The following is a 23,998-nucleotide window of genomic DNA, read 5'->3' as shown; positions in this document are numbered from 1 at the left end:
GGAAGGCCCCGATGACCGCCATTGGCACGCTAAGCCCCGGTAGCAGCGGCATTGCTGCTTCGCCGGAGGTAACCGGTCCCGACGCTGCAATCGACCGCGACGACGCCTTGTCGAATGCGGCAACCCCGACCTTGGTCGAGGGCGTCAAAGTGTCGCTGTCCGGCGCGGCCATCGCCAAATCCGCCGCTGTCGGCGGCGAAAACAGTGACATCGACAACAGTGGCTTACCGGAGAACATCCAACAGTTGCTGAAGATGATTCGCAAGATCCAAAAAGAAATCATCGAGAAAAAAGCCCGCATGGCGGCGGTCATGTCAGACAGAACCCTCTCCAACGAGGAAAAGATCAACAAGCTCGCCGCATTACGTGGCGCCATCGCCGCCCTCAACAGCGGCCTGATCACCGCCAACCTTTCCTTGTCGAAAGTCATGAACCAGTCGGCGCTCAACCCTGATCAGAACCTCAAGGTCGGCTCGTTGCTGACCAAGCCTTAAATCACTCGGGAGAAACGCTGGCGGTTCTGCTGCTCCAGGTACGCATCGAAGACCATGCACACCGAGCGCACCAGCAATCGGCCCGCCGGCAGCACCTCGATGCGCTCGCGCTCGAACCTGATCAGGCCATCCTCGGCCATACCTTGCAACTGCGGCCAGAGCGCGCCGAAGTAGCCTTGAAAATCGATGTTGAACTGCTGCTCGATCTCGGCGAACTCAAGTTTGAAATTGCAGATCAGTTGCTGGATCACTGCGCGGCGCAAGCGGTCGTCAGCGTTGCACAACAGGCCGCGACTGGTCGCCAGCTGCGCGCTGGCCAGGCTGTTCTGATACGCGTTGAGGTCGCTGCTGTTCTGGCAGTACAGATCGCCGATCTGGCTGATCGCCGACACGCCCAGGCCAATCAGGTCGCAATGGCCGTGGGTGGTGTAGCCCTGGAAGTTGCGTTGCAGGGTGTGCTCTTCCTGGGCAATCGCCAGTTCGTCATCAGGCAGGGCGAAGTGGTCCATGCCGATGTAGCGGTAGCCGGCAGCGGTCAGTTGCTCGATGGTGCGCTGGAGCATTTCCAGCTTGTGCGCCGGGCTCGGCAAGTCGCTGCTGTTGATCCGCCGTTGCGGCATGAAGCGTTCCGGCAGGTGCGCGTAGTTGAATACCGAGAGGCGATCCGGTTGCAGACTGATCACTTCCTCGACGGTGCGAGCGAAGTTGTCCGGTGTCTGCTTTGGCAGGCCATAAATCAGATCGATGTTGATCGAGCGAAATTGCAGGGTTCGCGCCGCATCGATCACTGCGCGGGTTTCTTCCAGGCTTTGCAGGCGATTGACTGCGCGCTGCACCGCCGGGTCAAGGTCTTGCAGGCCAATGCTGACCCGGTTGAAACCCAGTTCGCGCAGCAGGCCCATGGTCGACCAGTCGGCTTCGCGCGGGTCGATTTCGATGCCGTAATCGCCCGAGTCATCGTTGAGCAGATTGAAATGCTTGCGCAGGTGCGCCATCAGCTGGCGCAATTCGTCGTGGCTGAGAAAGGTCGGTGTGCCGCCACCGAAATGCAGCTGCTCGACGGTTTGCGCCGGGTCGAGGTGGCAGGCGATCAACTGGATTTCCTGCTCAAGCCGTTGCAGATACGGCTGCGCACGGCCGCGATCCTTGGTGATGACCTTGTTGCAGGCGCAGTAGTAGCAAATGTTCGCGCAGAACGGCACATGCACGTACAGCGACAACGGCCGCTGCGCCTTGCGGCTGTCGCGCAGGGCATGGAACAGGTCGAAAGTGCCGACCTGACCGTGAAATTGCACGGCGGTCGGGTACGAGGTGTAGCGTGGCCCCGCCAGATCGTAGCGGCGGATCAGATCAGAGTCCCAACGAATGGCGTCGAGCATGCGGGCATTCCCCCGGATAGGCTGGCAGTGTGGCGAGTCTAGGGGAGGGCGTTACAGGGCATCTTGATTTGCATCAACGGCGAGGATTTGTGTTGTTCGTGCGGGCGTCTTCGCGAGCAGGCTCGCTCCCACATTGGATTTGCAGCGTACTCAAGACCTGTGGGAGCGAGCCTGCTCGCGAAGACCGCGCCACACATTTAATGGCCCATAAGCCAATGCTGATGCGGCCCGGGCAAGGTCCACAGGCCAAACACAATCACCAGCAAGCCTCCCGCCACGCGCACGCTGCGTTTGCGCAGGATCGCCGTGACCCGCTCAGCCGCCAGCCCGGTGGCGAGCAGCACCGGCCAGGTGCCGAGGCCGAAAGCGAGCATCAGCAACGCACTGTCCAGCGCATTGCCCTGACTCGCGCTCCACAGCAAGGTGCTGTAAACCAGCCCGCACGGCAGCCACCCCCACAGCGCACCGAACAGCAAGGCGCGGGGCAGGCTGGAAACCGGCAGCAAGCGATTCGCCACGGGTTGAATAAAACGCCACAAGCCACGCCCGAGCGCTTCGATACGGGTGAGCCCGCTCCACCAACCGGCGAGGTACAAACCCATGGCGATCAGCAGCAACCCGGCCAGCACACGCATGAACAGCGCCGCCGGGCTGTTGGCGACTGCCCAGCCGGCCAGACCGATGAGCAGTCCCGCCGTGGCATAACTGAGAATCCGCCCGAGGTTGTACGCCAGTAACAGGCGAAAGCGCCGGCTGCGCTGCTCCTTGGGGATCGCCAGGGTCAGCGCGCCCATCAGGCCGCCGCACATGCCCAGACAGTGGCCGCCACCGAGCAGGCCGAGGATCAGCGCCGAGACCAGCAGGGGCGCCAGTTCAAGCATGGGGCGGCGCCTTGTCGTCCGGTTTGCCGGCGTTGGCTTCGTCCACCGCAGCGGTGTGGTTGGGATCCTGATCGTCAAAAAGGATGCTGTGCGCCGGGCCGTCGAGGTCGTCGTACTGACCGCTGTCCACCGCCCAGAAGAAGATGTACACGGCGATGGCGACGATGAGCAAGGCAGCGGGAATCATCACATAGAGAGCTGGCATCGGTAACTCCAGGCCCGCGCGGCTCAGGCCGGCAGCGGACGGGTTTGGGTCGGGCTGCCGGCGGCCGGCGCGCTCGGCAGGCGAGTCAGGCGCAGGGCGTTGAGCACCACGGTCAGCGAACTGATCGACATGCCGACCGCCGCCCACACCGGAGTGATCCAGCCGAGGGCGGCGAACGGCAACATGAGGCCATTGTACAGCGCTGCCCACAGCAGGTTTTCGATGATTACCCGGCGCGTGCGTCGCGCCAGTGTGAAGGCTTGCACCAGGGCGTCGAGGCGATTGGACAGCAACACTGCATCGGCGCTGGTTTTCGCCAGATCGGTGGCCGAGCCCATGGCCACGCTGATATCGGCCGCAGCCAGCACCGGCACGTCGTTGACGCCGTCGCCGAGCATCAGCACCTTGCGCCCTTCCTTGTGCAGTTGTTGCAGCACTTGCAGTTTGTCATCGGGGCGCAAGCCGCCACGGGCCTCGTCGATGCCCAGTTCGGCGGCGACACTGGCGACCATCGGCGAACTGTCGCCGGACAACAACAAGGTGCGCCAGCCCCGCGCCTTGCAGGCCGCGAGCAGAGCGGGGGCATCGTCACGCAGGCGATCATCGAGCACCAGCCACGCCAGTGGTCCGTGCGTGTCGGCGAGCAGCAACCATTGTCCGGCCTCATCAGGCATTGACGGCAGTGCCGCGCCGCTCAGGGCACAGGCGAACGGCGCCTGACCGATGCGCAAGCGTTGCTCACCGACCACGCCTTCCAGGCCCAAGCCTGGTGTACTGTGAACGTCCTCGGCGGCCAGCGGCGCGCGACCGAAAGCGCGGGCGATCGGGTGTTCCGAACGGTTTTCCAGCGCAGCGGCAAGGCTCAGGCATTGCTCGCTGTCGAGCCTGCCGAGCGGGCGAATCGAGCGCAGCACCAAGCGGCCTTCGGTGAGCGTGCCGGTCTTGTCGAAAATCACCGTGTCGATCTGGTTCAAGCCTTCCAGCACATGGCCGCGTGTCAGCAGCAGGCCGAGTTTGTGCAGGGTGCCGGTGGCGGCGGTGAGGGCGGTCGGCGTCGCCAGTGACAGCGCGCACGGGCAGGTCGCCACCAGCATGGCAAGGACGATCCAGAACGCCCGTGAGGAATCCAGTTGCCACCACAGCACGCCGATCACTGCCGCCGCAATCAGCGAAAGCAGCAGGAACCATTGCGCGGCGCGGTCGGCGATTTCTGCCAGACGCGGCTTCTCCGCCTGAGCGCGATCGAGCAGGCGCACGATCGCGGAGAGACGCGTGTCCTGTCCCAGCGCCTGCACTTCGACGGTCAATGCGCCTTCGACATTGAGCGTGCCCGCAGTTACTGCATCGCCGAGCGTACGTGGCTGCGGCAGGTATTCGCCAGTCAGCAGCGATTCGTCGATGCTCGACTGACCGTCGATGATCTTGCCGTCAGCCGGCAGAATCGAGCCCGGCTGCACCAGAATCCGCTCGCCCACACGCAACTCGCTGAGCAGGATGCGTTCGCTCTGGCCATCGCTATCCAGGCGCAGGCACGAGGCCGGTAACAGGTTGACCAATTGCGCGGTGGCGGCAGCGGTGCGTTCGCGGGCGCGGCGTTCCAGATAGCGTCCGGCGAGCAAAAACAGCGCGAACATACCGACCGCATCGAAGTACAGCTCGCCGACCCCGGTGATGGACGTCCAGATCCCTGCGATGTAAGCGCTGCCGATCGCCAGCGACACCGAGACGTCCATGGTCAGGTGGCGCGTACGCAAATCGCGCATTGCGCCTTTGAAGAACGGCGCGCAGCTGTAGAACACGATGGGTGTGGTCAGAAACAGCGCGACCCAGCGCAGGATCGTGTGCAGCTCGGGACTGAGGTCGATGTTGAATTCCGGCCAGGTGGCCATGGTCGCCATCATCGCCTGAAACCACAGCAGACCGGCGACGCCGAGTTGGCGCAGGGCCAGGCGATTCTCACTGGCCAGTTGTTCGCTGGCGCGGTCGGCCTGGTACGGGTGGGCGGCGTAACCGATGTGGCGCAGCTCGGCGAGGATCTGGCTCAGCGGCAATTGCGCGTCGGCCCAGCGTACGTGCAGGCGATGGTTGGACAGGTTCAACCGCGCTTCGGCGACGGCGGGCAGGGTGCGCAGGTGTTTCTCGATCAGCCAGCCGCAAGCGGCGCAACTGATGCCTTCCATCAACAAGGTGGTTTCGGCCAGATCGCCTTCGTGGCGCACGAAGGGTTGCTGCACGTCGGCGCGGTCGTACAGCGCCAGTTCATCCGTCAGTTGCACCGGCAGCGCTTCGGGATTGGCCGACGCTTCGCTGCGATGCTGGTAATAGCTTTCCAGACCACCGGCGACAATGGCTTCGGCCACCGCCTGGCAGCCCGGGCAGCAGAACTCCCGGGCCTGCCCGAGGACGACGGCGGTGAAGCGGCTGCCGGACGGGACGGGCAGGGCGCAGTGGTAGCAGGGGGTTGGGCTGGTCATGGTGCGCGTTCCGATGATCGTTCCCACGCTCCGCGTGGGAATGCCTCCCCGGACGCTCCGCGTCCGCTTCGGCTGGGACGCGGAGCGTCCCTGGCTGCGTTCCCACGCAGAGCGTGGGAACGATCAGAGTAAGGCTTAGTTTTTCAGGTCTTCGGCACCCTGCAATGGCTCATCACCCAGCAGCAGTTCCTTGTCATGGCTGACCAGCTCTTCTTCGAACATGCGCCACACGTGCTCATCCTGACTTCCGAGCAATTCGACAAACCGCCGACCTTCAACCTTGTCGCTCAACTGGCCGATGTAGCGCCCGCTCTCGCTGCCACTGCGGGTCAAAACAATCTTGCGATCCTTCTCCGGCTGGGTCGGCGAGATCAGGTTCAGTTCCAGGGTTTGCGGCTGGCTGTCACCGTTCAAGCGCAGATCGACTTCCCCGGTCACGTCATCCAGATGCACCGCTGCACGCAGCTTCAGGGTTTGCGCCAGCAGTTCGCGATCCAGTGAACGGTTGATGCCTTTGCCCGCTTCGTAATAGTTGTCGTTGACCAGGTTGTCCGGGTTGTTCACCGCGATGGTCACCATCGACAGGGTCAAGGCCACCGAGCAGGCCAGAATCGCGATGATGATCCACGGCCAGAGGTGCTTGTACCAGGGACTTGCGGCGTTTGCAGCGGGCATGTTCAAAATTCTCTCAACGGATTTGTGGGCCGATGAATCGGCTCTTGGCTTCAACGTGGACGCTTTCGTCATCGGCGTCCTTGAGGATGAATTTCACCTCGTTGGTGCTCGATGGCAGTTGTTCCGGCGCGCTCGACAACTCGACCGGCATGCTGACGATATCGCCGGCGGCAACCTTGATCTCGCGCTTGCCTTGCAGGCGCAGGTCCGGCAGCCCCTCGGCTTCCAGCAGGTAAGTGTGGTCGCGCTGATCCTTGTTCATGATCTTCAGGCTGTAGACGTTTTCGATCCGGCCTTCAGCGTTTTCGCGGTACAGCACGCGGTCTTTGCTGACGTCGAAACCGACCAGTGAGCGCATGAAGAACGCGGCGACCAACAGGCTGATCATCGCCAGCAGCACTACGGCATAGCCGATCAGGCGCGGTCGCAGTTTATGGGTTTTCTGCCCGGAGAGGTTGTGTTCGGTGGTGTAGCTGATCAGCCCGCGTGGGTAATCCATCTTGTCCATGATGCTGTCGCAGGCATCGATGCACGCAGCGCAGCCGATGCACTCGATCTGCAGGCCATCGCGGATGTCGATGCCGGTTGGGCAGACCTGCACGCACATCGTGCAGTCGATGCAGTCACCCAGCCCCAGCGCCTTGTAGTCGATGCCTTTCTTGCGTGGGCCACGGCTTTCGCCACGGCGCGGGTCGTAGGAAACGATGAGCGTGTCCTTGTCGAACATCACGCTCTGGAAGCGCGCATACGGGCACATGTAGATGCAAACCTGCTCACGCAACCAACCGGCATTGCCGTACGTGGCGAGGGTGAAAAAACCGACCCAGAAATACGACCAGCCATCGGCCTGGCCGGTGAAGAACTCGATGACCAGTTCGCGGATCGGCGAGAAGTAGCCGACAAAGGTCATGCCGGTGACAAAACCGATCAACAGCCACAGCGAATGCTTGGCCAGTTTGCGCAGGAATTTGTTGGTGCTCATCGGCGCCTTGTCGAGCTTGATGCGCTGGTTGCGGTCGCCTTCGGTGACCTTTTCGCACCACATGAAAATCCACGTCCACACGCTCTGCGGGCAGGTATAACCGCACCAGACGCGCCCGGCGTACACGGTGATGAAGAACAGGCCGAACGCGGCAATGATCAACAGCCCCGAGAGCAGGATGAAATCCTGTGGCCAGAAAGTCGCGCCGAAGATGAAGAATTTGCGCTCCGGCAGGTTCCACCACACTGCCTGGTGACCGCCCCAGTTCAGCCATACCGTGCCAAAATACAGCAGAAACAACGCCGCACCGCCGAGCATCCGCAGATTGCGGAACAGGCCGGTGAAGGCACGGGTGTAGATTTTTTCTCGTGAGGCATAAAGGTCGACGCTGTTGTTCGCGTTCTTGCTCGGCGGCGTGACGTCGTGTACCGGAATCTGATTGCTCATCATTGCATCCCACGGCAGTGGAAAAATGCCTCGGTCGATACGTGCCAACCGAAGTCAAAAAGGGCTGTTGCAGTAGCGTGATGATACGCCTGCCGCTCTGGCTCAAGGGTGCGACCTTTGGTCGCGTTGGGTAAAAAATGCGGATGGTGTAGCGATTGCGCAAAAGCCTGACGCAGATCAATTGACTTGTTGAGTATGGACGGTTTTGCCGAAGCGGCTAGTTCATCTTTTCAATCGCTTGTTCAAGCAACAACCGTCGATGTCGCAAGTTGAACGATAAACCGTCCGTTATTGCCACTGCGGCTACAAGAGGCCGCAGATTTGAATTGGGCTGCATGTCGCAAGTTATCGGGGCTGAAACATATAAACTTGATTGTTGTTCATGAATGCTTTGAAGTTTTAGCTGTGTTCGCATAAGTTTTGCTCTCGCGAAATTCTTTTGCGTATTGATAGTTAACTTAAATGGAATTTAAAAGCATGAATTTGAATAATCTCAAGAGCATCTTTGTGGGTGCCTGGATGTTAGCTTCGGCTATTACCGCTCAGGCCACTACTGACATGCCGAAACACATGGTGTTTGCTTCGGATACTCAATATCCGTGGACGGACAAGACCGATCGCCGCATACCCGAATCCGATTCCGAATTCAAGGAGCGGTCGAAATGGCTGGTGGAAACCCAACTTGCGAGCATTGCAGAATTCAGAAATCTGCACGGCTCTCAAGCGCAGGTTCCCTTGATGATCAATGGTGATATAACCGCATTCGGGCATGGCTGGCAGCGCTCGTTCATGAAGGATCTGCTGGATAAACATTTCAAGGGCGAATATCTCTACGGGCTTGGTAATCACGACTATGAAAACAATGTCGATGATTGCTTTAGCAATAGCTGTGCGGCAGGAAGTATCGTCGAGTTCAAAGAGCATCATGAAGGTAAGGTCGATAACTTTGATCTGAAGATTACCAGTGGCTTTCTGAGCAAGACCTATTCGGGCAGTCTCGCCTATTCGAAAAATATCGGTGAAGTGCATATGGTTCAGCTCAACAACGAACCGACCTATACCGCCCGGATTGCTCATCCATTGAACCCGACGACGTTCGAAATCAACGATGCTCTGGACTGGCTCGAGACGGATCTCAGGCTGGCGCGAGCGTCGGGCTACGCCATCATCATCAACATGCATAAGCCGTTGAACCACATGGGAACCCAGGCGCAACAGAAACGCTTCTACGACATGGTTAACAAATATCGAGTGACGGCGATTTTTGCCGGCCATTTGCACGAGGACGGAGGTGATGCCTACCAGGAAGGTAACGTGCCCATGTACCTGAGTGGCAGTACCTCTCAGCAAACCTATCTGATTGCCAGTTTCACTGAGGATCGCAAGCAACTCCAGGTGTACCTGGTGAAGAACAACCAATGGCGCAATCGAACGTTGATCGACACCACTGTGGTGCATTCAATCTTCGCCCAACGCCCCTGACAAAAGCCCCGCCGCTCATAGGGCGGGGTATTCATCAATCAGGTGTTGGCAGCGATCCATGGGTTGATCAGATTTACGCCGCTGTGTTGGAAGTCCGCAATGTTGCGAGTTACCAGCGTAAGCCCGTGTACAAGCGCGGTGGCGGCGATCAAGGCGTCGCATTCATTGCTGCGGTCGGGAACATGCAATCGTGCGCACCGGATGGCGACGCTGGTATCGACCGGCAGGATTCTGCCAGAGAATGCCGGTTTGACATGATGTTCCAGCCAGTTGCGCAGCAGCTGGCCTTGTGAAGGGTCACGACGTTCGATACGCAGGACGCCCGTTTCCAGTTCCAGCACAGTGATTGCGGATAGATACAGGCTGGCTGGGGAAATGCTGTTTGCCCATTTCACCACATGCCTGTCGGCTTGGTTTTTCCGCAGCTCGGAAACTACATTGGTATCCAGCAGAAACATCAGGAAAGGTCCACGCTGCGAGGAGTGATGACGGCGCGCTCGGGTTCGAATTCGATTTCAAGCGCATCCGGCATCGCCAGTAGCTCAACGATGCTGGTCTGGCAACCCGTCAGTTTCTGGTACTCCTCGATGCTGAGCAACACGTGGGCAGGCCTGCCTCGGTCAGTAATGATCACTGGACCTTGATGCGTGGCTTTTTTGGCTGCACTGGTGTCCTGGTTGAACTCGCGGCTGGAAATAGTGGTGATGGCCATCATGTTTGGCCTCCAGAAATTCTGATGTAGGAACGTTACTACCTTGAGATTTCCCCTGCAATCGGAAAGGCGGGTAGAGGACGATCGGTTTGTCACTTTCATAAGGGCACCGGCGAAAATGCCTCCCGCCAAGACGCGAGGCGCTGGATATAGGGGGTAAATTCGGTGTTTTAGCTGCCCTTGTCAGAGCAATCTACCGCCGCCGAGGCCGTCGAGTCCGCCACCGTTACCGGGGCTGTTCATGGTTTGCTGCGATACCTCAAGTAACGGTTTCACAGATGTTCGTTCGAACCCTACCCTATGGGTAGAGCCGGGTTGAGGCTGATTTTGCAGTGTGCTTTGGTGATCTTTCGACATTGGGGCTTCATCCTTGAAGTGGAGCCGATATGGCTATCGGGGCGAAAAAAAAACTACCGTGCATCTCAGCTCAGGTCCATCGAGCAACCGTTTCGAATCGTGAATGCCAGCATGAAAAAAGGCCCCGCCAATTCCCATTGGCGGGGCCTTTTTTGCTTCAAGCGTTGGCTTTACTCAGCCTTTGCCTCCGGTGCTTTTTCACCGTGAGACAGGCTGTAAACATACGCCGCCAGCAGGTGCACCTTGTCATTGCCCTGCAGTTGTTCCTGCGCCGGCATCTGGCCCTGACGGCCGTAGCGGATGGTCTGCTGCAGTTGCGCGAAGCTCGAGCCGTAGATGAATGCGCCCGGATGTGTCAGGTCAGGCGCGCCCATGGCCGGGGTGCCTTTACCGGCAGGGCCGTGGCAAGCCACGCAGTTGGCGGCGAAGAGTTTCTGGCCGTTGGCCGGGTCGGCCTTGGTGCCTTCCGGCAGTTTGCGCCCGTCGAGGTTGGTCACCACGAAGGCCGCTACGTCAGCCACGCCTTGCTCGCCGATCACTTCCGCCCATGCCGGCATCACCGCGTGGCGGCCGCCCATGATGGTGGTCTTGATGGTTTCCGGCTCACCGCCCCAGCGCCAGTCGGCGTCGGTCAGGTTGGGAAAGCCGTAGGCGCCCTTGGCGTCGGATCCGTGGCACACCGAGCAGTTGGAGGCGAACAGACGGCCGCCCATCTTCAGTGCTTGCGGATCCTTGGCGACTTCTTCGATCGGCATCGCCGCGAACTTGGCGAAAATCGGACCGAAGCGAGCGTCCGAACGGGCCATTTCCTTTTCCCACTCGTGGACGCCGGTCCAGCCGGTCTGGCCGTTGGCGAACGCGGTCTGCTTCTCGGTATCCAGATAGTTGTAGCCCGGCAGCAGACCTTTCCAGTTGCCCAGGCCCGGGTACAGCACCAGATAACCCAGGGCAAAAATGATGGTGCCGACGAACAGCATGAACCACCATTTCGGCAGCGGGTTGTCGTACTCCTCGATCCCGTCGAAGGAGTGGCCGACCGTCTCGTCCGTCTGTTCGCTGCGCTGGCCCTTGCGGGTCGACAGCAACAGCCAGGTCAGGGCGAAGATCGTACCGAGACTGAGGACTGTGACGTACAGACTCCAGAATGTAGTCATTCTTTGTTACTCCTAGAAGCTTGCTCGACGTGCTTGATGGCTTCGGGATCATCGGCAAAAGGCAGCATGGTCGCGTCGTCGAATTCCGACTTGCGCTTGGGGCTGAACACCCACAAGGCCAGACCGATGAAGGCCACCATCACTACCACGGTGCCCAGGCCTCGAATCATCCCGATATCCATCAGATTCACCGTTTGCTTTTGATGATGGTGCCCAGGCCTTGCAGATAGGCCACCAGCGCGTCCATTTCGGTTTTGCCCTTCACGGCATCCTGTGCACCGGCGATGTCTTCGTCGGTGTAAGGCACGCCGAGGGTGCGCAAGACTTCCATTTTTTTCGCGGTTTCCTTGCCGTCGAGCTTGTTTTCCACGAGGAACGGGTAAGCCGGCATTTTCGACTCGGGGACCACGTTGCGCGGGTTGTACAAGTGCGCACGTTGCCAGTCATCGGAGTAACGACCGCCCACACGGGCCAGGTCCGGACCGGTACGTTTGGAACCCCACAGGAACGGGTGATCCCAGACGCTTTCACCGGCAACCGAATAGTGGCCATAGCGTTCGGTTTCAGCGCGGAACGGGCGGATCATCTGCGAGTGGCAGCCGACACAACCGTTGGCGATGTACACGTCGCGGCCTTCCAGTTCCAGCGCCGAGCGCGGCTTCATGCCCTCGACCGGCTTGTTGGTGACGTCCTGGAAGAACAGCGGAACGATTTGGGTCAGGCCACCGACGCTGACGGCGATGACCATGAAGAAGGCCAGCAGGCCAATATTCTTCTCGACAGCTTCATGCTTCATCAGTGAGCTCCAACGACGGCAATCTTGGCGGCGGCTTCGGCTTCAACCGGATCCGACGCACGAACGGTGCGGTACACGTTGTAAGCCATCAGCAGCATGCCGCTGGCAAAGAAAGCACCGCCCAGCGCACGGACGATGAAGCCCGGGTGGCTGGCCTGCAGCGCTTCGACGAACGAGTAGGTGAGGGTGCCGTCATCGTTGATTGCACGCCACATCAGGCCCTGGGTGATGCCGTTGACCCACATCGACGCGATGTAGAGCACGGTACCGATGGTCGCAAGCCAGAAGTGCGCATTGATCAGCCCAGTGCTGTGCATCTGCGCCCGGCCGAACAGTTTCGGGATCATGTGGTAGATCGCGCCGATCGAGATCATCGCTACCCAACCGAGGGCGCCGGCGTGTACGTGGCCGATGGTCCAGTCGGTGTAATGCGAGAGCGAGTTGACGGTCTTGATCGCCATCATCGGCCCTTCGAAGGTCGACATGCCGTAGAACGCCAGCGATACCACGAGGAAGCGCAGGATCGGGTCGGTGCGCAACTTATGCCAGGCGCCCGACAAGGTCATCATGCCGTTGATCATGCCGCCCCAGCTTGGCGCCAGGAGGATGATCGACATCGCCATGCCCAGCGATTGTGCCCAGTCCGGCAGGGCGGTGTAGTGCAGGTGGTGCGGGCCGGCCCAGATGTACAGGGTGATCAGCGCCCAGAAGTGAACGATCGACAGACGATAGGAGTAGATCGGACGTTCGGCCTGTTTCGGCACGAAGTAGTACATCATCCCGAGGAAACCGGTGGTCAGGAAGAAACCCACCGCGTTGTGGCCGTACCACCACTGGATCATCGCGTCAGTGGCACCGGAGTAAGCCGAATACGACTTGAACAGGCTGACCGGCAGCGACATGTGGTTGACGATGTGCAGCATCGCGGTGACGACGATGAACGCGCCGTAGAACCAGTTGCCGACATAGATGTGCTTGGTTTTGCGCTTGGTGATGGTGCCGAAGAACACCAGACCGTAAGTGACCCAGACAATCGCCAGCAGAATCGCGATCGGCCATTCCAGTTCGGCGTATTCCTTGGTAGTGGTGTAACCCAGCGGCAAGGTAATGATTGCGCCGACGATGACCGCTTGCCAGCCCCAGAAGGTGAAGGCAGCGAGGCTGTCGGAAATCAGTCGCGTCTGGCAGGTTCGCTGCACGACATAGTAGGAAGTGGCAAACAGTGCACAACCGCCGAAGGCGAAAATCACCAGGTTTGTGTGCAACGGGCGCAAGCGTCCAAAGCTCGTCCACGGCAGACCGAAGTTCAGTTCCGGCCAGACCAGTTGCGAGGCGATGAAGACACCGAGCCCCATGCCAAGGATCCCCCAGACCACCGTCATGATGGCGAACTGGCGGACTACCTTATAGTTATAAGCAGTCGGACTGATTGCTGTGCTCATTCTAAGGTTCCACGGTTTGGGTATTTTTATAGGGATAAAATCGGCCGCAAGTATGTATAAAGCAGGGGGTCATTGCAACGCGCCATGACCTGGGTCAATGCTTTCCAACGCTGATTCTGCGGCCTTTCCATGCGCCGCGTAGGGTCAAAAATGGCCTCTGACAAAATGTCGCAGTGCGCGTAAAAAGCTCGCAATCCGGATCGCCGTCAACGGTGCCCGTTCACAGGTCGTGATCGGGGGATTGAGGGCAATCGGCGCAACAGCCGTTATCTACCTGCGTTTGCGGCGAATCCATCAGCCGGTTCATGGTGCGCATTGTTCGGGATTGAACTGGAAACCGACTTCAGCCGGTCCGCTTCGATGAAGCGTAGACCCGAATCCGGGGTTCCGAAAGGAGAGGGCGTGAGGGGTGCGACAAAAAGAAGCAGCTACGAGCTGCAAGCTGCAAGCGACAAGTGGGTACAAGTCGCTTACAGATTTGTATACATAGATGTTGCTTTTACTTGGAGCTTTCAGCTTGAAGCTTGCCGCTCAATTGCTCATCATTTTTCGAAAGGCTGTACACATAAGCGGCAAGCAGTTGCACTTTATCGTTGCCCAGCAATTCGTTCTGCGCTGGCATATGCCCCTGACGACCATGGCGAATGGTCTGTTCCAGTTGGGTCAGGCTGGTGCCATAAATGAAGCCGGCCGGATGGGTCAGGTTTGGCGCGCCCATCGCCGCAGTGCCCTGGCCGGTGGCGCCATGACAGGCAACGCAAGTGGTGCTGAACGCTTGCTGCCCGGCTTGCAGATCCGCCTTGCTGTCGGCAGGTAGCGGCAGGCCGGCCAGTTCGTGGCGCACATAAGCGGCAACGTTTTTCACCCCAGCCTCACCGAGCACTTCGCCCCAGGCCGGCATCGCCGCCATGCGGCCACCCATGATGGTGGTCTTGATCGTCTCGGCACCGCCGCCCCAGCGCCAGTCGCTGTCAGCAAGGTTAGGGAAGCCGAACGCGCCCTTGGCATCCGAGCCGTGGCACACCGAGCAATTGGAGGCGAACAGACGACCACCCATTTTCAGCGCCTGCGGATCCTTGGCCACTTCTTCCAGGGGCATCGCTGCGAATTTGGCGAAGATCGGCCCGAACCGGGCGTCGGCCTTGTTCATTTCCTTTTCCCATTCGTGCACGCCGGTCCAGCCATCCTCGTAACCGGGCAGGATGCCTTTCCAGTTGCCCAGGCCTGGATACAGAACCAGATAGCCCACCGAGAACACCAGCGTGCCGGCGAACAGCATGAACCACCACTGCGGCAGCGGATTGTCGTATTCCTCGATGCCGTCGAAGCTGTGGCCCATGGTCTGGTCGACGCTGCCCTTGGTCTCGCCCCGACGGGTGCCGATCAGCAGCCAGGTCAGGCCGATCAGGCTGCCAATGGTCAGTACGCAGATCCACGTACTCCAGAAGGTGGTCATGGCCGGGTACTCCTTGTTTCAGGGGCTGAAATTGTTTCGGGTAAAGGTTCGTCGGCGAATGGCAGCAGGCGCGCTTCGGCAAATTCCGGGGTGCGCTTGCGGTTGAACACCCACAAGGTCAAACCGATGAAGGCGACGAACACCACGACCGTGCCGAGGCCGCGGATCAGGCCTGCACTCATTTCAATGACCATGGCTCACCTCTTGCTCTTGATCGCAGTGCCGAGCACTTGCAGATAGGAAACGAGGGCGTCCATTTCGGTCTTGCCCTTGAGGCTGGCGACCGCGCCGCTGATGTCGTCGTCGGTGTACGGCACGCCGAGGGTGCGCATGGTTTTCAGCTTGGTTTCGGTGTGGCTGCTGTCGACCGCTTGGGTGACCAGCCACGGATAGGCCGGCATCTTTGATTCCGGCACAACGTTGCGCGGGTTGTACAAGTGCGCGCGGTGCCAGTCATCCGAGTAACGCGCGCCGACCCGGGCGAGGTCCGGACCGGTACGTTTCGAGCCCCACAGGAACGGGTGATCCCAAACGCTTTCGCCCGCAACCGAGTAGTGCCCGTAGCGTTCGGTTTCGGCGCGGAACGGGCGGATCATCTGCGAGTGGCAACCGACGCAGCCTTCGCGGATGTAGATGTCGCGGCCTTCCAGTTGCAGCGCGGTGTAGGGCTTCATGCCTTCCACCGGTTTGTTGGTGACGTCCTGGAAGAACAGCGGGACGATCTGGGTCAGGCCGCCGATGCTCACGGCGAACACCATCAGCAGCATCAGCAGGCCGACGTTCTTTTCAATCGTTTCGTGTTTCATGGCGGACTCCTCAGGCCATCTGCGCGGCAGCGACGACGTCGGCAGGCTGCGAGGCCCGCACGGTGCGCCAGGTGTTGTAAGCCATCAGCAACATGCCGCTTAAGAAAATCGCCCCGCCGATCAGCCGCACGACAAAGCCCGGATGGCTGGCCACCAGGGTTTCGACGAAGGAATAGGTCAGCGTGCCGTCCTCGTTGACTGCGCGCCACATCAGGCCCTGGGCGATGCCGTTGACCCACATCGAGGCGATGTAGAGCACGGTGCCGATGGTCGCCAGCCAGAAATGCGCGTTGATCAGGCCAACGCTGTGCATCTGCGCCTTGCCGAAGATTTTCGGGATCATGTGGTACAGCGCGCCGATCGAGATCATCGCCACCCAGCCGAGGGCGCCGGCGTGTACGTGGCCGATGGTCCAGTCGGTGTAGTGGGAGAGGGCGTTTACCGTCTTGATGGCCATCATCGGACCTTCGAAGGTCGACATGCCGTAGAACGCCAGCGACACCACGAGGAAGCGCAGGATCGGGTCGCTGCGCAACTTATGCCAGGCGCCCGAGAGGGTCATCATGCCGTTGATCATGCCGCCCCAGCTCGGTGCCAGCAGGATCAGCGACATCACCATGCCCAGCGATTGCGCCCAGTCCGGCAGCGCGGTGTAGTGCAAGTGGTGCGGGCCGGCCCAGATGTACAGGGTGATCAAGGCCCAGAAGTGCACGATCGACAGGCGATACGAATACACCGGACGCTCGGCCTGTTTCGGCACGAAGTAATACATCATGCCGAGGAAGCCGGCGGTGAGGAAAAAGCCCACGGCGTTGTGGCCATACCACCATTGCACCATGGCGTCGGTTGCACCGGCGTACACCGAGTAGGACTTGGTGAAACTCACCGGCAACTCGAGGTTGTTGACGATGTGCAGAATCGCCACGGTGATGATGAACGCGCCGAAGAACCAGTTGCCCACGTAGATGTGCTTGGTCTTGCGCTGCATGATCGTGCCGAAGAACACGATCGCGTAGGCGACCCAGACGATGGTGATCAGGATGTCGATCGGCCATTCCAGTTCGGCGTATTCCTTGGAACTGGTGTAACCCAGCGGCAGGCTGATCGCCGCCAACAGGATCACCAGCTGCCAGCCCCAGAAGCAGAACGCGGCGATTTGCGGCGCGAACAATTGCGTCTGGCAGGTGCGTTGCACCGAATAAAAAGAGCTGGCGAACAGCGCGCAGCCACCGAAGGCGAAGATCACCGCGTTGGTGTGCAGCGGGCGCAGACGGCCGAAACTGGTCCAGGGCAAATTGAAGTTGAGTTCCGGCCAGACCAATTGCGCCGCGAGAAAAACCCCGAGGCCCATGCCGACGATGCCCCACACCACCGTCATAATGGCGAATTGGCGGACCACCTTGTAGTTGTAGGCGGTACTGATAGAAGTGTTCATGGTTCCCCATCCACGGTTCAGCCGAAGTGAGCGCGCGCAAACGACGCGAATCCTTCGCCTGGAGTTATAGGCAGACTAAAAGCGAGGCAAGCATGGACAAACAGCACAAGGCCAGTATTGACGGGGATCAATGGGCGCAGTGTGTGCTCGATCATGGGTGGCTTTGGGATGCCGCTGTTGGTGAGGCTTCGGCAACGCTTATTCTGGCCCACGGTGCGGGTGCGCCGATGGATAGCGAGTGGATGAACGACATGGCTGGGCGCCTTGCCGGGCTTGGGGTCAACGTGTTGCGCTTTGAGTTTCCGTATATGGCGCAGCGGCGGGTGGATGGGGTGAAGCGGCCGCCGAATCCTGCTGGCAAGTTGAAGGAATGTTGGCGGGAGGTGTTTGCGCTTGTGCGGCGTCATGTCGCTGGGGTTTTGGCTGTTGGCGGCAAGTCGATGGGCGGGCGGATGGCGAGTCTGGTGGCGGATGAGTTGGGGGTGGATGCGTTGGTATGTCTGGGGTATCCGTTTTATGCGGTGGGGAAGCCGGAGAAGCCTCGGGTTGAGCATTTGGCTGGTTTGAAGACTCGGACGTTGATTGTGCAGGGGGAGCGGGATGCTCTGGGGAATCGCGAGGCGGTTGAGGGGTATTCGTTAGCGCCGGGAATTGAGGTGTTTTGGTTGGTGGCGGGGGATCATGATTTGAAGCCGTTGAAGGTTTCTGGGTTTACGCATGAACAGCATTTGGCCAGCGCCGCGCAGAAAGTATCCGAGTTTCTCAAGGGTTAACCGAGATTCTGTTTTCCATGGAGATCGGCTCCCTTTCCCCCTCGACCCCTTGGGGGAGAGGGCTGGGGGGGGGGTAGCTTTTGATCTTGCTCTTGGGGGCATATCCGTTGCTTCGGGAGCTGCGGCTGGCGGTTTCGCCTGATGGCGACTTACTTTTTTACAAGCGCCTAAAAAAGTAAGCAAAAAACGCTAGCTCCTACGTTCGGCCCTCGCAGGCTCGGGTCCCTTCGCTCCGGGACCGATCCGGGCGCAGCGGCTCCGGTTTGCTTCGCTGCACCTCCTTCCGCTGTGTCTGGCTGCGCCAGACGGTCGCTACGCTCCCACGCCCGGATCAATCCCTCCGCTCAGCCTTCCGACGTCGCCGGTGGATCAAGATCAAAAGCGGTACTCGAGCTTGCGCTCATTGTTGAGTGGGGCGGCTTCGCCGCGGGCAGCTGCGCTGCTTTGCTTTTCTGTGGGAGAGAGCTTGCTCGCGAAGGCGGCCTGACAGCCGACCTGATTCTTGTGGTTGTACCCAGTCCAACTGTAGGAGTGAGCCTGCTCGCGATGACGCCCTGACAACCGGCCATTATCCACCGGCCGGACTCAATCCCTGTGGGAGAGCACGCGAGCTAACGCTCATTGTTGAGTGGTGCGGCTTTGCCGGGGGCAGCTGCGCTGTTTTGCTTTTCTGTGGGAGCGAGCTTGCTCGCGAAGGCGGCCTGACAGCCGACCACTATCTACCGGCCGGACTCAATCCCTGTGGGAGCTGGCTTGCCAGCGATGGCAGCCTCCAAGTCGACCAATCCCCCACTGATGTACCCGATCCAAATGTGGGAGCGAGCCTGCTCGCGAAAGCTCCCTTCCAGACGACATCAAGCCACCTGCCTGTCAGAGGCAATCCCTGCACTTAAACATCATCAAATAGCCACGTTTAAACTACACGATCCGTTACGCCATCCCGGCTACAACTCCTTGCGCCATTGCCTACGCCTACGCCAGAATCCGCCGGCTTACGCGCCATGAGGTTGGCTATATCGTTTCTCGGTCACTGACAAAAAGCAGTGATCGGGTTTGGTAGCCCGTCTGTAATGGCCGTATGTCTACGCCTTCAGACCGTCCTTTTTTTGGGGGCTCGGTTTATATGGTGGTCATGCGTGGGGCTCGTTCGCGGGCGCCGGGTTCCTATTGCAGCCGGTCTACCAACCCGCGTATGGCCGCCACCCTCGTTTGGTAGCGAAGGTGATGGCTCCTTGAATCTGCAATAGGAGTTTCATCATGTTCAAAGTCACCCCCAACCCGCCACCCTCCCACGACCGCGCACTCGACCCGCAAAAAATCCAGGAAGCCACCGACCGCGCCCTCGATTACTACCTCAAACCCGAAGATCTGGCAGCCCCGCCAAGTTCACCGAAATATCGCCCGATCTACGTTGTCGACCCCACGCTGGATGACGAAACCCTGTTGGTCGAGGCCTGCGAGTCGCTTTCATACGCCCATGCCATGGCCGGTAACATCGCCAACTCGATAGGCGGCCCGGAGCGCAAACCGCTGCTGGCGCTGCAACAGGTGATCATGCTGAACGAACTGTTGGTCAATCGGTTACTGGACAAACTGAAGCTGCCTCAATAAGTTCGCTGGCTTTTATGGCCTCTTCGCGAGCAGGCTCGCTCCCACAGGGGATCGTCGTCTGGCACATATCTGTGGTCACCGCATATCGGATGTAGGGTGAGCCTGCTCGCGATGTTGGCCTGACGATCAACCGGCCTCTTACTGATGCACCCGGTCCAAATGGGGGGGGGCGAGCTTGCTCGCGAAAGCGGCATCCCAGACGACACCAAAATCACAGGCCAACTTCCCGCTATTTCTTTGCGGTATATCAAACAATATCCGGCAATGCCTCAAAATATTGTTTGGCTTTCAGATCATCTCTTTTTAAATTGAAAGTACCTTTGGGTCTTATTTGTTCGGGGGTTTCGTCGGGTTTTGTTTTTGCAAATGTCGCTTCGAATTCGCCTTCAATAGTCCCTTTTACAGGATCCAGCTTAATGTTCAGTGTCGCATCACCCGCCGCGATAACTCGCCAGCCTTTAAGTTCGCCCTTCTTTATTGAATGTCTGTGGTCACAGTACAAGCCCGCTGCAAGCGTATAAGTGCCTTCCAGGATGTCCTCGTTGATATACGGCACTGCGAGCATAAAACCAAAAAGATCCTCTGAATCAACGGTGCCTACGGAGCCGTAAAATATCCATGAGTTATCAGTTGTCGTGCTTGATTTAAAGAATAATGTTCTTTGAGCTTCGGTTGATAAAGAATCGATCTGCCACTGAAATTCGTTGTCCTCTGTTTCGAAGTTATTTATCTGCAGGACGTTATTTTTGTTATAAAAATCTCTGAAGTTCACGATGAAATCCTTCTGTCTCGTAGGGGGATCCCGTCGATTGATCGGACGGTAATTCATAGATATTCAGTTTCTAAAATGTTGTCTACTGTCAGAGTTGTCAGCTAGACATAGTTCGCAGAATGTGCTTTTCGCTTATTTCTTTGTTTCAGGTAATAAAAAAACCGGAAGCTTTAGCTGTCCGGTTTTTTTATCCTGCTAGAGCAATCAGCGGTTAAACCGCGCCACCAACGAATACTGGGTGTTTGCCGTCTTCGTCAGCTCTTCACTCAACAACGCCGAGTTATGCGCTTGCTCGGACGTCTGATCCGCCAACTCCGAAATATTGCTGATGTTACGGCTGATCTCTTCAGCCACGGCACTTTGCTCTTCGGTCGCGGCGGCGATCTGGGTGGTCATGTCGGTGATGTTGGCCACTGCTTCGCTGATGCCGACCAGTGCCTGATCCGCTTCCAAGACCCGTGCAACGCCTTCTTCGGCCTGGCGATGCCCGGCTTCCATGGTTTGCACGGCGCTGGAGGCGGTCTGTTGCAACTTGGCGATCAGGGCGTGAATCTGCCCGGTGGATTCGCTGGTGCGTTGCGCCAGTTGGCGGACTTCGTCAGCCACGACCGCAAAACCACGGCCCATTTCGCCGGCACGCGCCGCTTCAATCGCAGCGTTGAGGGCGAGCAGGTTGGTCTGGTCGGCGATGCCTTTGATCACGTCGACCACGCCGCCGATTTCGTCGCTGTCCTTGGCCAGTTGCGTCACGGTCAGGCCGGTTTCGCCGACGACCACCGACAGGCGCTGGATCGCTTCGCGGGTTTCGCCGGCGATGTCGCGGCCGCGGCCGGTCAGGCGGTTGGCTTCCTGGGTGGCGTCAGCGGTGCGCTGTACGTGGCTGGCGACTTCCTGGGTGGTGGCGGCCATCTGGTTGACGGCGGTGGCGACCTGTTCGGTTTCCACGCGCTGGCGTTCCAGGCCGGTCGAGCTGTTGTGCGCCAGGGCGTCGGACTGCTTGGCCTGATCGGTCAGGTGCTCGGCGGTGTCCTGCAAGCGGGTCAGGCAGGTTTTCAGGCGTGCTTCCTGGCTGAGGATCGACATTTCCAGACGCGCCTGCGCGCCACGGCTGTCGGTGTACATCTGCGCGATCAGCGGGTCGGAGGTGGTCTGTTCGGCCAGGCGCAGCAGGCGCTTGAGCCCGCGTTGCTGCCATTGCAGGCCCATCAGGCCCAGCGGCACCGAGAGACCGGCGGCGAGGGCGAAGCCCCAATGCGAGTTCAGCGTCGCGCCGATCATGAAGCTCAGCTGGCTGACCAGAATGAACGGCAGCCAGTCCTGCAGTAGCGGCAGCCATTTGTCCGTCGAAGGAATCGCCGACTTGCCCTGGTTGATGCGTTGATAGAGCGCTTCGGCGCGGCGGACCTGTTCGGCGGTGGGCTTGACGCGCACCGACTCGTAACCGATCACCTGATTGCCTTCGAACACCGGTGTTACATAGGCGTTAACCCAATAGTGGTCACCGGATTTGCAGCGATTCTTGACGATGCCCATCCATGGCAAGCCTTGTTTCAGTGTGCCCCACATGTGCGAGAACACCGCCGACGGCACGTCAGGGTGACGGACCAGATTGTGCGGCGCCCGGATCAGTTCCTCCCGCGAAAACCCGCTGATCTCGACAAAGTCGTCGTTGCAATAGGTGATCACGCCCTTGGCATCGGTGGTGGAAATCAACCGTTGCTGAGCTGGAAAGGTCCGCTCGCGTTGTGTAATGGGCTGGTTGTTACGCATGGTTTTTCAATCCGCAAGGCTTTGAATGGTTGTCGGCGCCGACAGGTTTTTATTGAAGTTTTTTTTCAGATTTAAGTATGGCGTCGCAAAACCGCGCTTGCGTCAACTGGCCAGCATCGGATAGGTGAACAGGCCGAAGTGCAACAGATTCAGGCCGAAATGGGTGGCGATCGCCGCGCCCAGTCCGCCGAAACGGTAGGCCAGACCATAGCCGACCCCGGCCAGTCCCGCCAGCAACACCCAGGTCCAGCCAGCACCGGCATGCACCAGACCAAACAACAGCGAGGCCAACAGCAGCGCGAGGTTGTCGCCATAGGGCAGGTGCTTGAAGCGACGGCTCAGCCCGCCCTGTATATAGCCGCGAAACAGCGCTTCTTCGACCAGCGTCACCAGCAGCAGGTTGTTCAGTACCCACAGCCAAGCCTGATCCGGCCACTTCGGCGCCCAGGCGATTACGCCGAGCAACAATGCGCCGCCAAGGGCGAGAATCGCGCACAGCGTCAGGGCGAGGGCAGTGGCATAGACCGTCAGGCGCAACGAACGCCGCGCGACAATCCATGGACAGACCAGCAGCAGCCAGAAGCCCACCAGCGGTTTGTCGAGATTGAGGTACATCGCGAACGGCACGGCGTTGTCAGTGAAACGTTGCGAATTGATCACCCGGCCGTTGGCGAAGCCCGGCAGCCAGTGCAGCGCCAGTGCCACGGCCAGAACGATGAACAGGCCATGGCCGAGCCAACGCGCGAACGGCACCTCTTGCTGACGCACGGCGAACGCGGCGAACAGCAAAAGCCCCACGGAGATCAATGCCAGCCAACCGAGCTGGCCGTAGCTCAGGGCCAGTCCGTAGCCGAGGCCGAGCAGCGCGAGATAGAGCCAGGGCAGCGCCTTCATCGAAAGTCCTTGTGCGAGATTTCTGGAAGGGGCTTTCTACACGGGCGAGGGAGGTGGGACAAGTGAAGGAGAGTGAGAAGCGCGGCGAATAACTTGGGATCGACGTGTAGGAGCTGCCGAAGGCTGCGATCTTGAGGCTGTGGGACGCGGAGCGTCCCCGGCTGCATTCCCACGCAGAGCATGGGAACGATCAGATCAAAAGATCGCAGCCTGCGGCAGCTCCTACAAGGGTTGTGATTGGCTGGGAGATCAGCGCAGGCCCAGTTTGGCCGCCGCGCGCTCGGTAATCTCCGTACGCAATTTCAACGAAGGCGCCGCGCGCAACCGCGCCTCTTCGACCACCGCACTTGGCGCCACCTCCGGACTGCCGGCGTTGAACGGCGGTGCCGGGGCATATTCCAGTTGCAACTGCACCAGTTGCGCCGTATCGGCATCGACCAGTTCCGCTGCCAGCACCAAGGCGAAATCGATGCCAGCGGTGATTCCGCCACCGGTAAACAGATTGCCGTCGCGTACCACCCGATCCTTCACCGCAACCGCGCCCAGGGTCGGCAGCAACTGGTGATACGCCCAATGCGTGGTCGCGCGCTTGCCCTGCAACAGACCCGCCGCGCCGAGCACCAGCGAGCCGGTGCACACCGAGGTCACGTAACGTGCCTGCGCGGCCTGGCGTTTGATGAAATCCAGCGTCTGCTGATCTTCCATCAGCGGTCCGACGCCACTGCCGCCGGGCACGCAGATTACGTCCAGATCCGGGCAATCCTCAAAGGTCGTAGTCGGTTTCAGCAGCAGGCCGGTGCTGGCCGTCACCGGCATCAGGTCCTTCCAGATCAGGTGCACCTGCACGCCGGGCAACGAGGCGAGTACGTCGTAAGGGCCGGTCAGGTCGAGTTGCTGAACCTGCGGGAATAACAGAAAACCGATCTGCAGCGTCATCGTTCTTGCTCCGTTGAAAGAAGTGGACGACTGCACTGTAGGCGCGTAGGTTCTGGCGCATACGC

24 protein-coding genes are annotated in these 23,998 nt (G+C 59.6%); 4 read left to right on the top strand and 20 right to left on the bottom strand.

The features are described 5' to 3' along the window. Nucleotides 1–11 precede the first annotated feature (11 nt). Entirely contained in the window at nucleotides 12–494 is a 483-nt protein-coding gene (locus J5M66_RS05880) for a hypothetical protein (protein WP_110646922.1), read from the top strand. Here J5M66_RS05880 and hemN read toward each other — a convergent pair. From hemN to ccoG, 6 genes are all read right to left on the bottom strand, one after another. Further along, nucleotides 491–1,873: an oxygen-independent coproporphyrinogen III oxidase gene (gene hemN / locus J5M66_RS05875; protein WP_207807377.1), complete on the bottom strand. Its 1,383-nt coding sequence runs from the start codon at nucleotides 1,871–1,873 to the stop codon at nucleotides 491–493. The two genes, J5M66_RS05880 and hemN, sit on opposite strands and share 4 nt — an antisense overlap. A gap of 197 nt (nucleotides 1,874–2,070) precedes the next feature. Next, on the bottom strand, nucleotides 2,071–2,754 hold the full coding sequence (locus J5M66_RS05870) for a sulfite exporter TauE/SafE family protein (protein ID WP_207807376.1): 684 nt from the start codon (nucleotides 2,752–2,754) through the stop codon (nucleotides 2,071–2,073). Next, nucleotides 2,747–2,959 carry a cbb3-type cytochrome oxidase assembly protein CcoS gene (ccoS, locus tag J5M66_RS05865; RefSeq protein WP_039763029.1) on the bottom strand — a complete coding sequence of 71 codons (213 nt, stop codon included), beginning with the start codon at nucleotides 2,957–2,959 and terminating at the stop codon, nucleotides 2,747–2,749. The genes J5M66_RS05870 and ccoS overlap by 8 nt, the downstream gene beginning before the upstream one ends. A 23-nt stretch (nucleotides 2,960–2,982) precedes the next feature. Continuing rightward, the gene (locus J5M66_RS05860) at nucleotides 2,983–5,433 is read right to left on the bottom strand and encodes a heavy metal translocating P-type ATPase (RefSeq protein WP_207807375.1); all 2,451 of its coding nucleotides are present in this window, start codon (nucleotides 5,431–5,433) and stop codon (nucleotides 2,983–2,985) included. Nucleotides 5,434–5,568: 135 nt separating this feature from the next. Next, nucleotides 5,569–6,108, bottom strand: a complete 540-nt coding sequence (locus tag J5M66_RS05855; RefSeq protein WP_041479088.1) for a FixH family protein — start codon at nucleotides 6,106–6,108, stop codon at nucleotides 5,569–5,571. A 13-nt stretch (nucleotides 6,109–6,121) separates the two neighbouring features. Further along, nucleotides 6,122–7,537 (bottom strand): cytochrome c oxidase accessory protein CcoG, encoded by a 1,416-nt coding sequence (gene ccoG, locus J5M66_RS05850; protein ID WP_207807374.1) that lies wholly within the window; start codon nucleotides 7,535–7,537, stop codon nucleotides 6,122–6,124. A 519-nt stretch (nucleotides 7,538–8,056) separates the two neighbouring features. On the opposite strand from ccoG, the gene J5M66_RS05845 reads away from it, so the two are divergent. Then, complete coding sequence (locus tag J5M66_RS05845; protein ID WP_223630344.1) at nucleotides 8,057–9,019, top strand: metallophosphoesterase; 963 nt, start codon at nucleotides 8,057–8,059, stop codon at nucleotides 9,017–9,019. Nucleotides 9,020–9,057: 38 nt separating this feature from the next. Here the strand turns inward: J5M66_RS05845 and J5M66_RS05840 are convergent, their stop codons facing one another. The 10 genes from J5M66_RS05840 to ccoN (J5M66_RS05795) all read right to left on the bottom strand — a co-directional run bounded on the left by J5M66_RS05840 (nucleotide 9,058) and on the right by ccoN (J5M66_RS05795) (nucleotide 17,177). Continuing rightward, nucleotides 9,058–9,477: a type II toxin-antitoxin system VapC family toxin gene (locus J5M66_RS05840; RefSeq protein ID WP_016773874.1), complete on the bottom strand. Its 420-nt coding sequence runs from the start codon at nucleotides 9,475–9,477 to the stop codon at nucleotides 9,058–9,060. Then, entirely contained in the window at nucleotides 9,477–9,731 is a 255-nt protein-coding gene (locus tag J5M66_RS05835; protein ID WP_038861980.1) for a type II toxin-antitoxin system Phd/YefM family antitoxin, read from the bottom strand. Before J5M66_RS05835 ends, J5M66_RS05840 begins: the two co-directional genes overlap by 1 nt. A gap of 527 nt (nucleotides 9,732–10,258) precedes the next feature. Further along, nucleotides 10,259–11,242, bottom strand: coding sequence for a cytochrome-c oxidase, cbb3-type subunit III (ccoP, locus tag J5M66_RS05830; RefSeq protein ID WP_024012333.1), 984 nt, complete (start codon nucleotides 11,240–11,242; stop codon nucleotides 10,259–10,261). Further along, a complete protein-coding gene (locus J5M66_RS05825; protein WP_016775513.1) occupies nucleotides 11,239–11,424 on the bottom strand; it encodes a CcoQ/FixQ family Cbb3-type cytochrome c oxidase assembly chaperone in 186 nt (61 codons plus the stop codon). The genes ccoP (J5M66_RS05830) and J5M66_RS05825 overlap by 4 nt, the downstream gene beginning before the upstream one ends. Nucleotides 11,425–11,429: 5 nt before the next feature. Continuing rightward, nucleotides 11,430–12,038: a cytochrome-c oxidase, cbb3-type subunit II gene (gene ccoO / locus J5M66_RS05820; RefSeq protein WP_007917161.1), complete on the bottom strand. Its 609-nt coding sequence runs from the start codon at nucleotides 12,036–12,038 to the stop codon at nucleotides 11,430–11,432. Continuing rightward, the gene (gene ccoN, locus J5M66_RS05815) at nucleotides 12,038–13,480 is read right to left on the bottom strand and encodes a cytochrome-c oxidase, cbb3-type subunit I (RefSeq protein WP_024012334.1); all 1,443 of its coding nucleotides are present in this window, start codon (nucleotides 13,478–13,480) and stop codon (nucleotides 12,038–12,040) included. Before ccoN (J5M66_RS05815) ends, ccoO (J5M66_RS05820) begins: the two co-directional genes overlap by 1 nt. Nucleotides 13,481–13,979: 499 nt before the next feature. Beyond that, nucleotides 13,980–14,936 (bottom strand): cytochrome-c oxidase, cbb3-type subunit III, encoded by a 957-nt coding sequence (gene ccoP / locus J5M66_RS05810; protein WP_016773877.1) that lies wholly within the window; start codon nucleotides 14,934–14,936, stop codon nucleotides 13,980–13,982. Next, entirely contained in the window at nucleotides 14,933–15,130 is a 198-nt protein-coding gene (locus J5M66_RS05805; protein WP_024012336.1) for a cbb3-type cytochrome c oxidase subunit 3, read from the bottom strand. The genes ccoP (J5M66_RS05810) and J5M66_RS05805 overlap by 4 nt, the downstream gene beginning before the upstream one ends. Nucleotides 15,131–15,133: 3 nt before the next feature. After that, the gene (gene ccoO / locus J5M66_RS05800; protein WP_003223389.1) at nucleotides 15,134–15,742 is read right to left on the bottom strand and encodes a cytochrome-c oxidase, cbb3-type subunit II; all 609 of its coding nucleotides are present in this window, start codon (nucleotides 15,740–15,742) and stop codon (nucleotides 15,134–15,136) included. A 10-nt stretch (nucleotides 15,743–15,752) separates the two neighbouring features. Further along, the gene (gene ccoN, locus J5M66_RS05795) at nucleotides 15,753–17,177 is read right to left on the bottom strand and encodes a cytochrome-c oxidase, cbb3-type subunit I (RefSeq protein ID WP_024012337.1); all 1,425 of its coding nucleotides are present in this window, start codon (nucleotides 17,175–17,177) and stop codon (nucleotides 15,753–15,755) included. A gap of 92 nt (nucleotides 17,178–17,269) precedes the next feature. Here ccoN (J5M66_RS05795) and J5M66_RS05790 point away from each other — a divergent pair, with 92 nt between their 5' ends. Both J5M66_RS05790 and J5M66_RS05785 read left to right on the top strand, forming a co-directional pair. Further along, on the top strand, nucleotides 17,270–17,950 hold the full coding sequence (locus tag J5M66_RS05790; RefSeq protein ID WP_207807372.1) for an alpha/beta family hydrolase: 681 nt from the start codon (nucleotides 17,270–17,272) through the stop codon (nucleotides 17,948–17,950). A 1,257-nt stretch (nucleotides 17,951–19,207) separates the two neighbouring features. Next, the gene (locus J5M66_RS05785) at nucleotides 19,208–19,561 is read left to right on the top strand and encodes a hypothetical protein (protein ID WP_016773880.1); all 354 of its coding nucleotides are present in this window, start codon (nucleotides 19,208–19,210) and stop codon (nucleotides 19,559–19,561) included. Between the two features lie 247 nt (nucleotides 19,562–19,808). Here the strand turns inward: J5M66_RS05785 and J5M66_RS05780 are convergent, their stop codons facing one another. The 4 genes from J5M66_RS05780 to inhA form a co-directional block, all read right to left on the bottom strand. Continuing rightward, the gene (locus J5M66_RS05780) at nucleotides 19,809–20,333 is read right to left on the bottom strand and encodes a hypothetical protein (RefSeq protein ID WP_123443146.1); all 525 of its coding nucleotides are present in this window, start codon (nucleotides 20,331–20,333) and stop codon (nucleotides 19,809–19,811) included. Nucleotides 20,334–20,537: 204 nt separating this feature from the next. Beyond that, nucleotides 20,538–22,103 carry a PAS domain-containing methyl-accepting chemotaxis protein gene (locus J5M66_RS05775; protein WP_206420721.1) on the bottom strand — a complete coding sequence of 522 codons (1,566 nt, stop codon included), beginning with the start codon at nucleotides 22,101–22,103 and terminating at the stop codon, nucleotides 20,538–20,540. Nucleotides 22,104–22,205: 102 nt separating this feature from the next. Next, nucleotides 22,206–22,997 (bottom strand): CPBP family intramembrane glutamic endopeptidase, encoded by a 792-nt coding sequence (locus J5M66_RS05770; protein ID WP_207807371.1) that lies wholly within the window; start codon nucleotides 22,995–22,997, stop codon nucleotides 22,206–22,208. A gap of 249 nt (nucleotides 22,998–23,246) precedes the next feature. Then, entirely contained in the window at nucleotides 23,247–23,933 is a 687-nt protein-coding gene (gene inhA / locus J5M66_RS05765) for an isonitrile hydratase (protein WP_207807370.1), read from the bottom strand. Nucleotides 23,934–23,998 lie beyond the last annotated feature (65 nt).

This window comes from Pseudomonas sp. 67(2021) (assembly GCF_017491835.1).
GTDB lineage: Bacteria > Pseudomonadota > Gammaproteobacteria > Pseudomonadales > Pseudomonadaceae > Aquipseudomonas > Aquipseudomonas atacamensis.
Note: the sequence above shows the minus strand (reverse complement) of the source record. Positions and strands in the feature narration are given on the sequence as shown.

Bases quoted from the DNA above. Each gene is read 5' to 3' on its own strand.
- J5M66_RS05770 (WP_207807371.1), bottom strand. From the start codon at position 22,997: ATGAAGGCGCTGCCCTGGCTCTATCTCGCGCTGCTCGGCCTCGGCTAC.
- J5M66_RS05860 (WP_207807375.1), bottom strand. From the start codon at position 5,433: ATGACCAGCCCAACCCCCTGCTACCACTGCGCCCTGCCCGTCCCGTCC.
- J5M66_RS05775 (WP_206420721.1), bottom strand. From the start codon at position 22,103: ATGCGTAACAACCAGCCCATTACACAACGCGAGCGGACCTTTCCAGCT.
- ccoP (WP_016773877.1), bottom strand. From the start codon at position 14,936: ATGACCACCTTCTGGAGTACGTGGATCTGCGTACTGACCATTGGCAGC.
- J5M66_RS05790 (WP_207807372.1), top strand. From the start codon at position 17,270: ATGGACAAACAGCACAAGGCCAGTATTGACGGGGATCAATGGGCGCAG.
- J5M66_RS05785 (WP_016773880.1), top strand. From the start codon at position 19,208: ATGTTCAAAGTCACCCCCAACCCGCCACCCTCCCACGACCGCGCACTC.
- ccoN (WP_024012337.1), bottom strand. From the start codon at position 17,177: ATGAACACTTCTATCAGTACCGCCTACAACTACAAGGTGGTCCGCCAA.
- hemN (WP_207807377.1), bottom strand. From the start codon at position 1,873: ATGCTCGACGCCATTCGTTGGGACTCTGATCTGATCCGCCGCTACGAT.
- J5M66_RS05805 (WP_024012336.1), bottom strand. From the start codon at position 15,130: ATGGTCATTGAAATGAGTGCAGGCCTGATCCGCGGCCTCGGCACGGTC.
- inhA (WP_207807370.1), bottom strand. From the start codon at position 23,933: ATGACGCTGCAGATCGGTTTTCTGTTATTCCCGCAGGTTCAGCAACTC.
- J5M66_RS05840 (WP_016773874.1), bottom strand. From the start codon at position 9,477: ATGTTTCTGCTGGATACCAATGTAGTTTCCGAGCTGCGGAAAAACCAA.
- J5M66_RS05825 (WP_016775513.1), bottom strand. From the start codon at position 11,424: ATGGATATCGGGATGATTCGAGGCCTGGGCACCGTGGTAGTGATGGTG.
- J5M66_RS05855 (WP_041479088.1), bottom strand. From the start codon at position 6,108: ATGCCCGCTGCAAACGCCGCAAGTCCCTGGTACAAGCACCTCTGGCCG.
- ccoO (WP_007917161.1), bottom strand. From the start codon at position 12,038: ATGAAGCATGAAGCTGTCGAGAAGAATATTGGCCTGCTGGCCTTCTTC.
- J5M66_RS05870 (WP_207807376.1), bottom strand. From the start codon at position 2,754: ATGCTTGAACTGGCGCCCCTGCTGGTCTCGGCGCTGATCCTCGGCCTG.
- ccoO (WP_003223389.1), bottom strand. From the start codon at position 15,742: ATGAAACACGAAACGATTGAAAAGAACGTCGGCCTGCTGATGCTGCTG.
- ccoP (WP_024012333.1), bottom strand. From the start codon at position 11,242: ATGACTACATTCTGGAGTCTGTACGTCACAGTCCTCAGTCTCGGTACG.
- J5M66_RS05845 (WP_223630344.1), top strand. From the start codon at position 8,057: ATGTTAGCTTCGGCTATTACCGCTCAGGCCACTACTGACATGCCGAAA.
- ccoG (WP_207807374.1), bottom strand. From the start codon at position 7,537: ATGAGCAATCAGATTCCGGTACACGACGTCACGCCGCCGAGCAAGAAC.
- J5M66_RS05880 (WP_110646922.1), top strand. From the start codon at position 12: ATGACCGCCATTGGCACGCTAAGCCCCGGTAGCAGCGGCATTGCTGCT.
- ccoN (WP_024012334.1), bottom strand. From the start codon at position 13,480: ATGAGCACAGCAATCAGTCCGACTGCTTATAACTATAAGGTAGTCCGC.
- J5M66_RS05835 (WP_038861980.1), bottom strand. From the start codon at position 9,731: ATGGCCATCACCACTATTTCCAGCCGCGAGTTCAACCAGGACACCAGT.
- ccoS (WP_039763029.1), bottom strand. From the start codon at position 2,959: ATGCCAGCTCTCTATGTGATGATTCCCGCTGCCTTGCTCATCGTCGCC.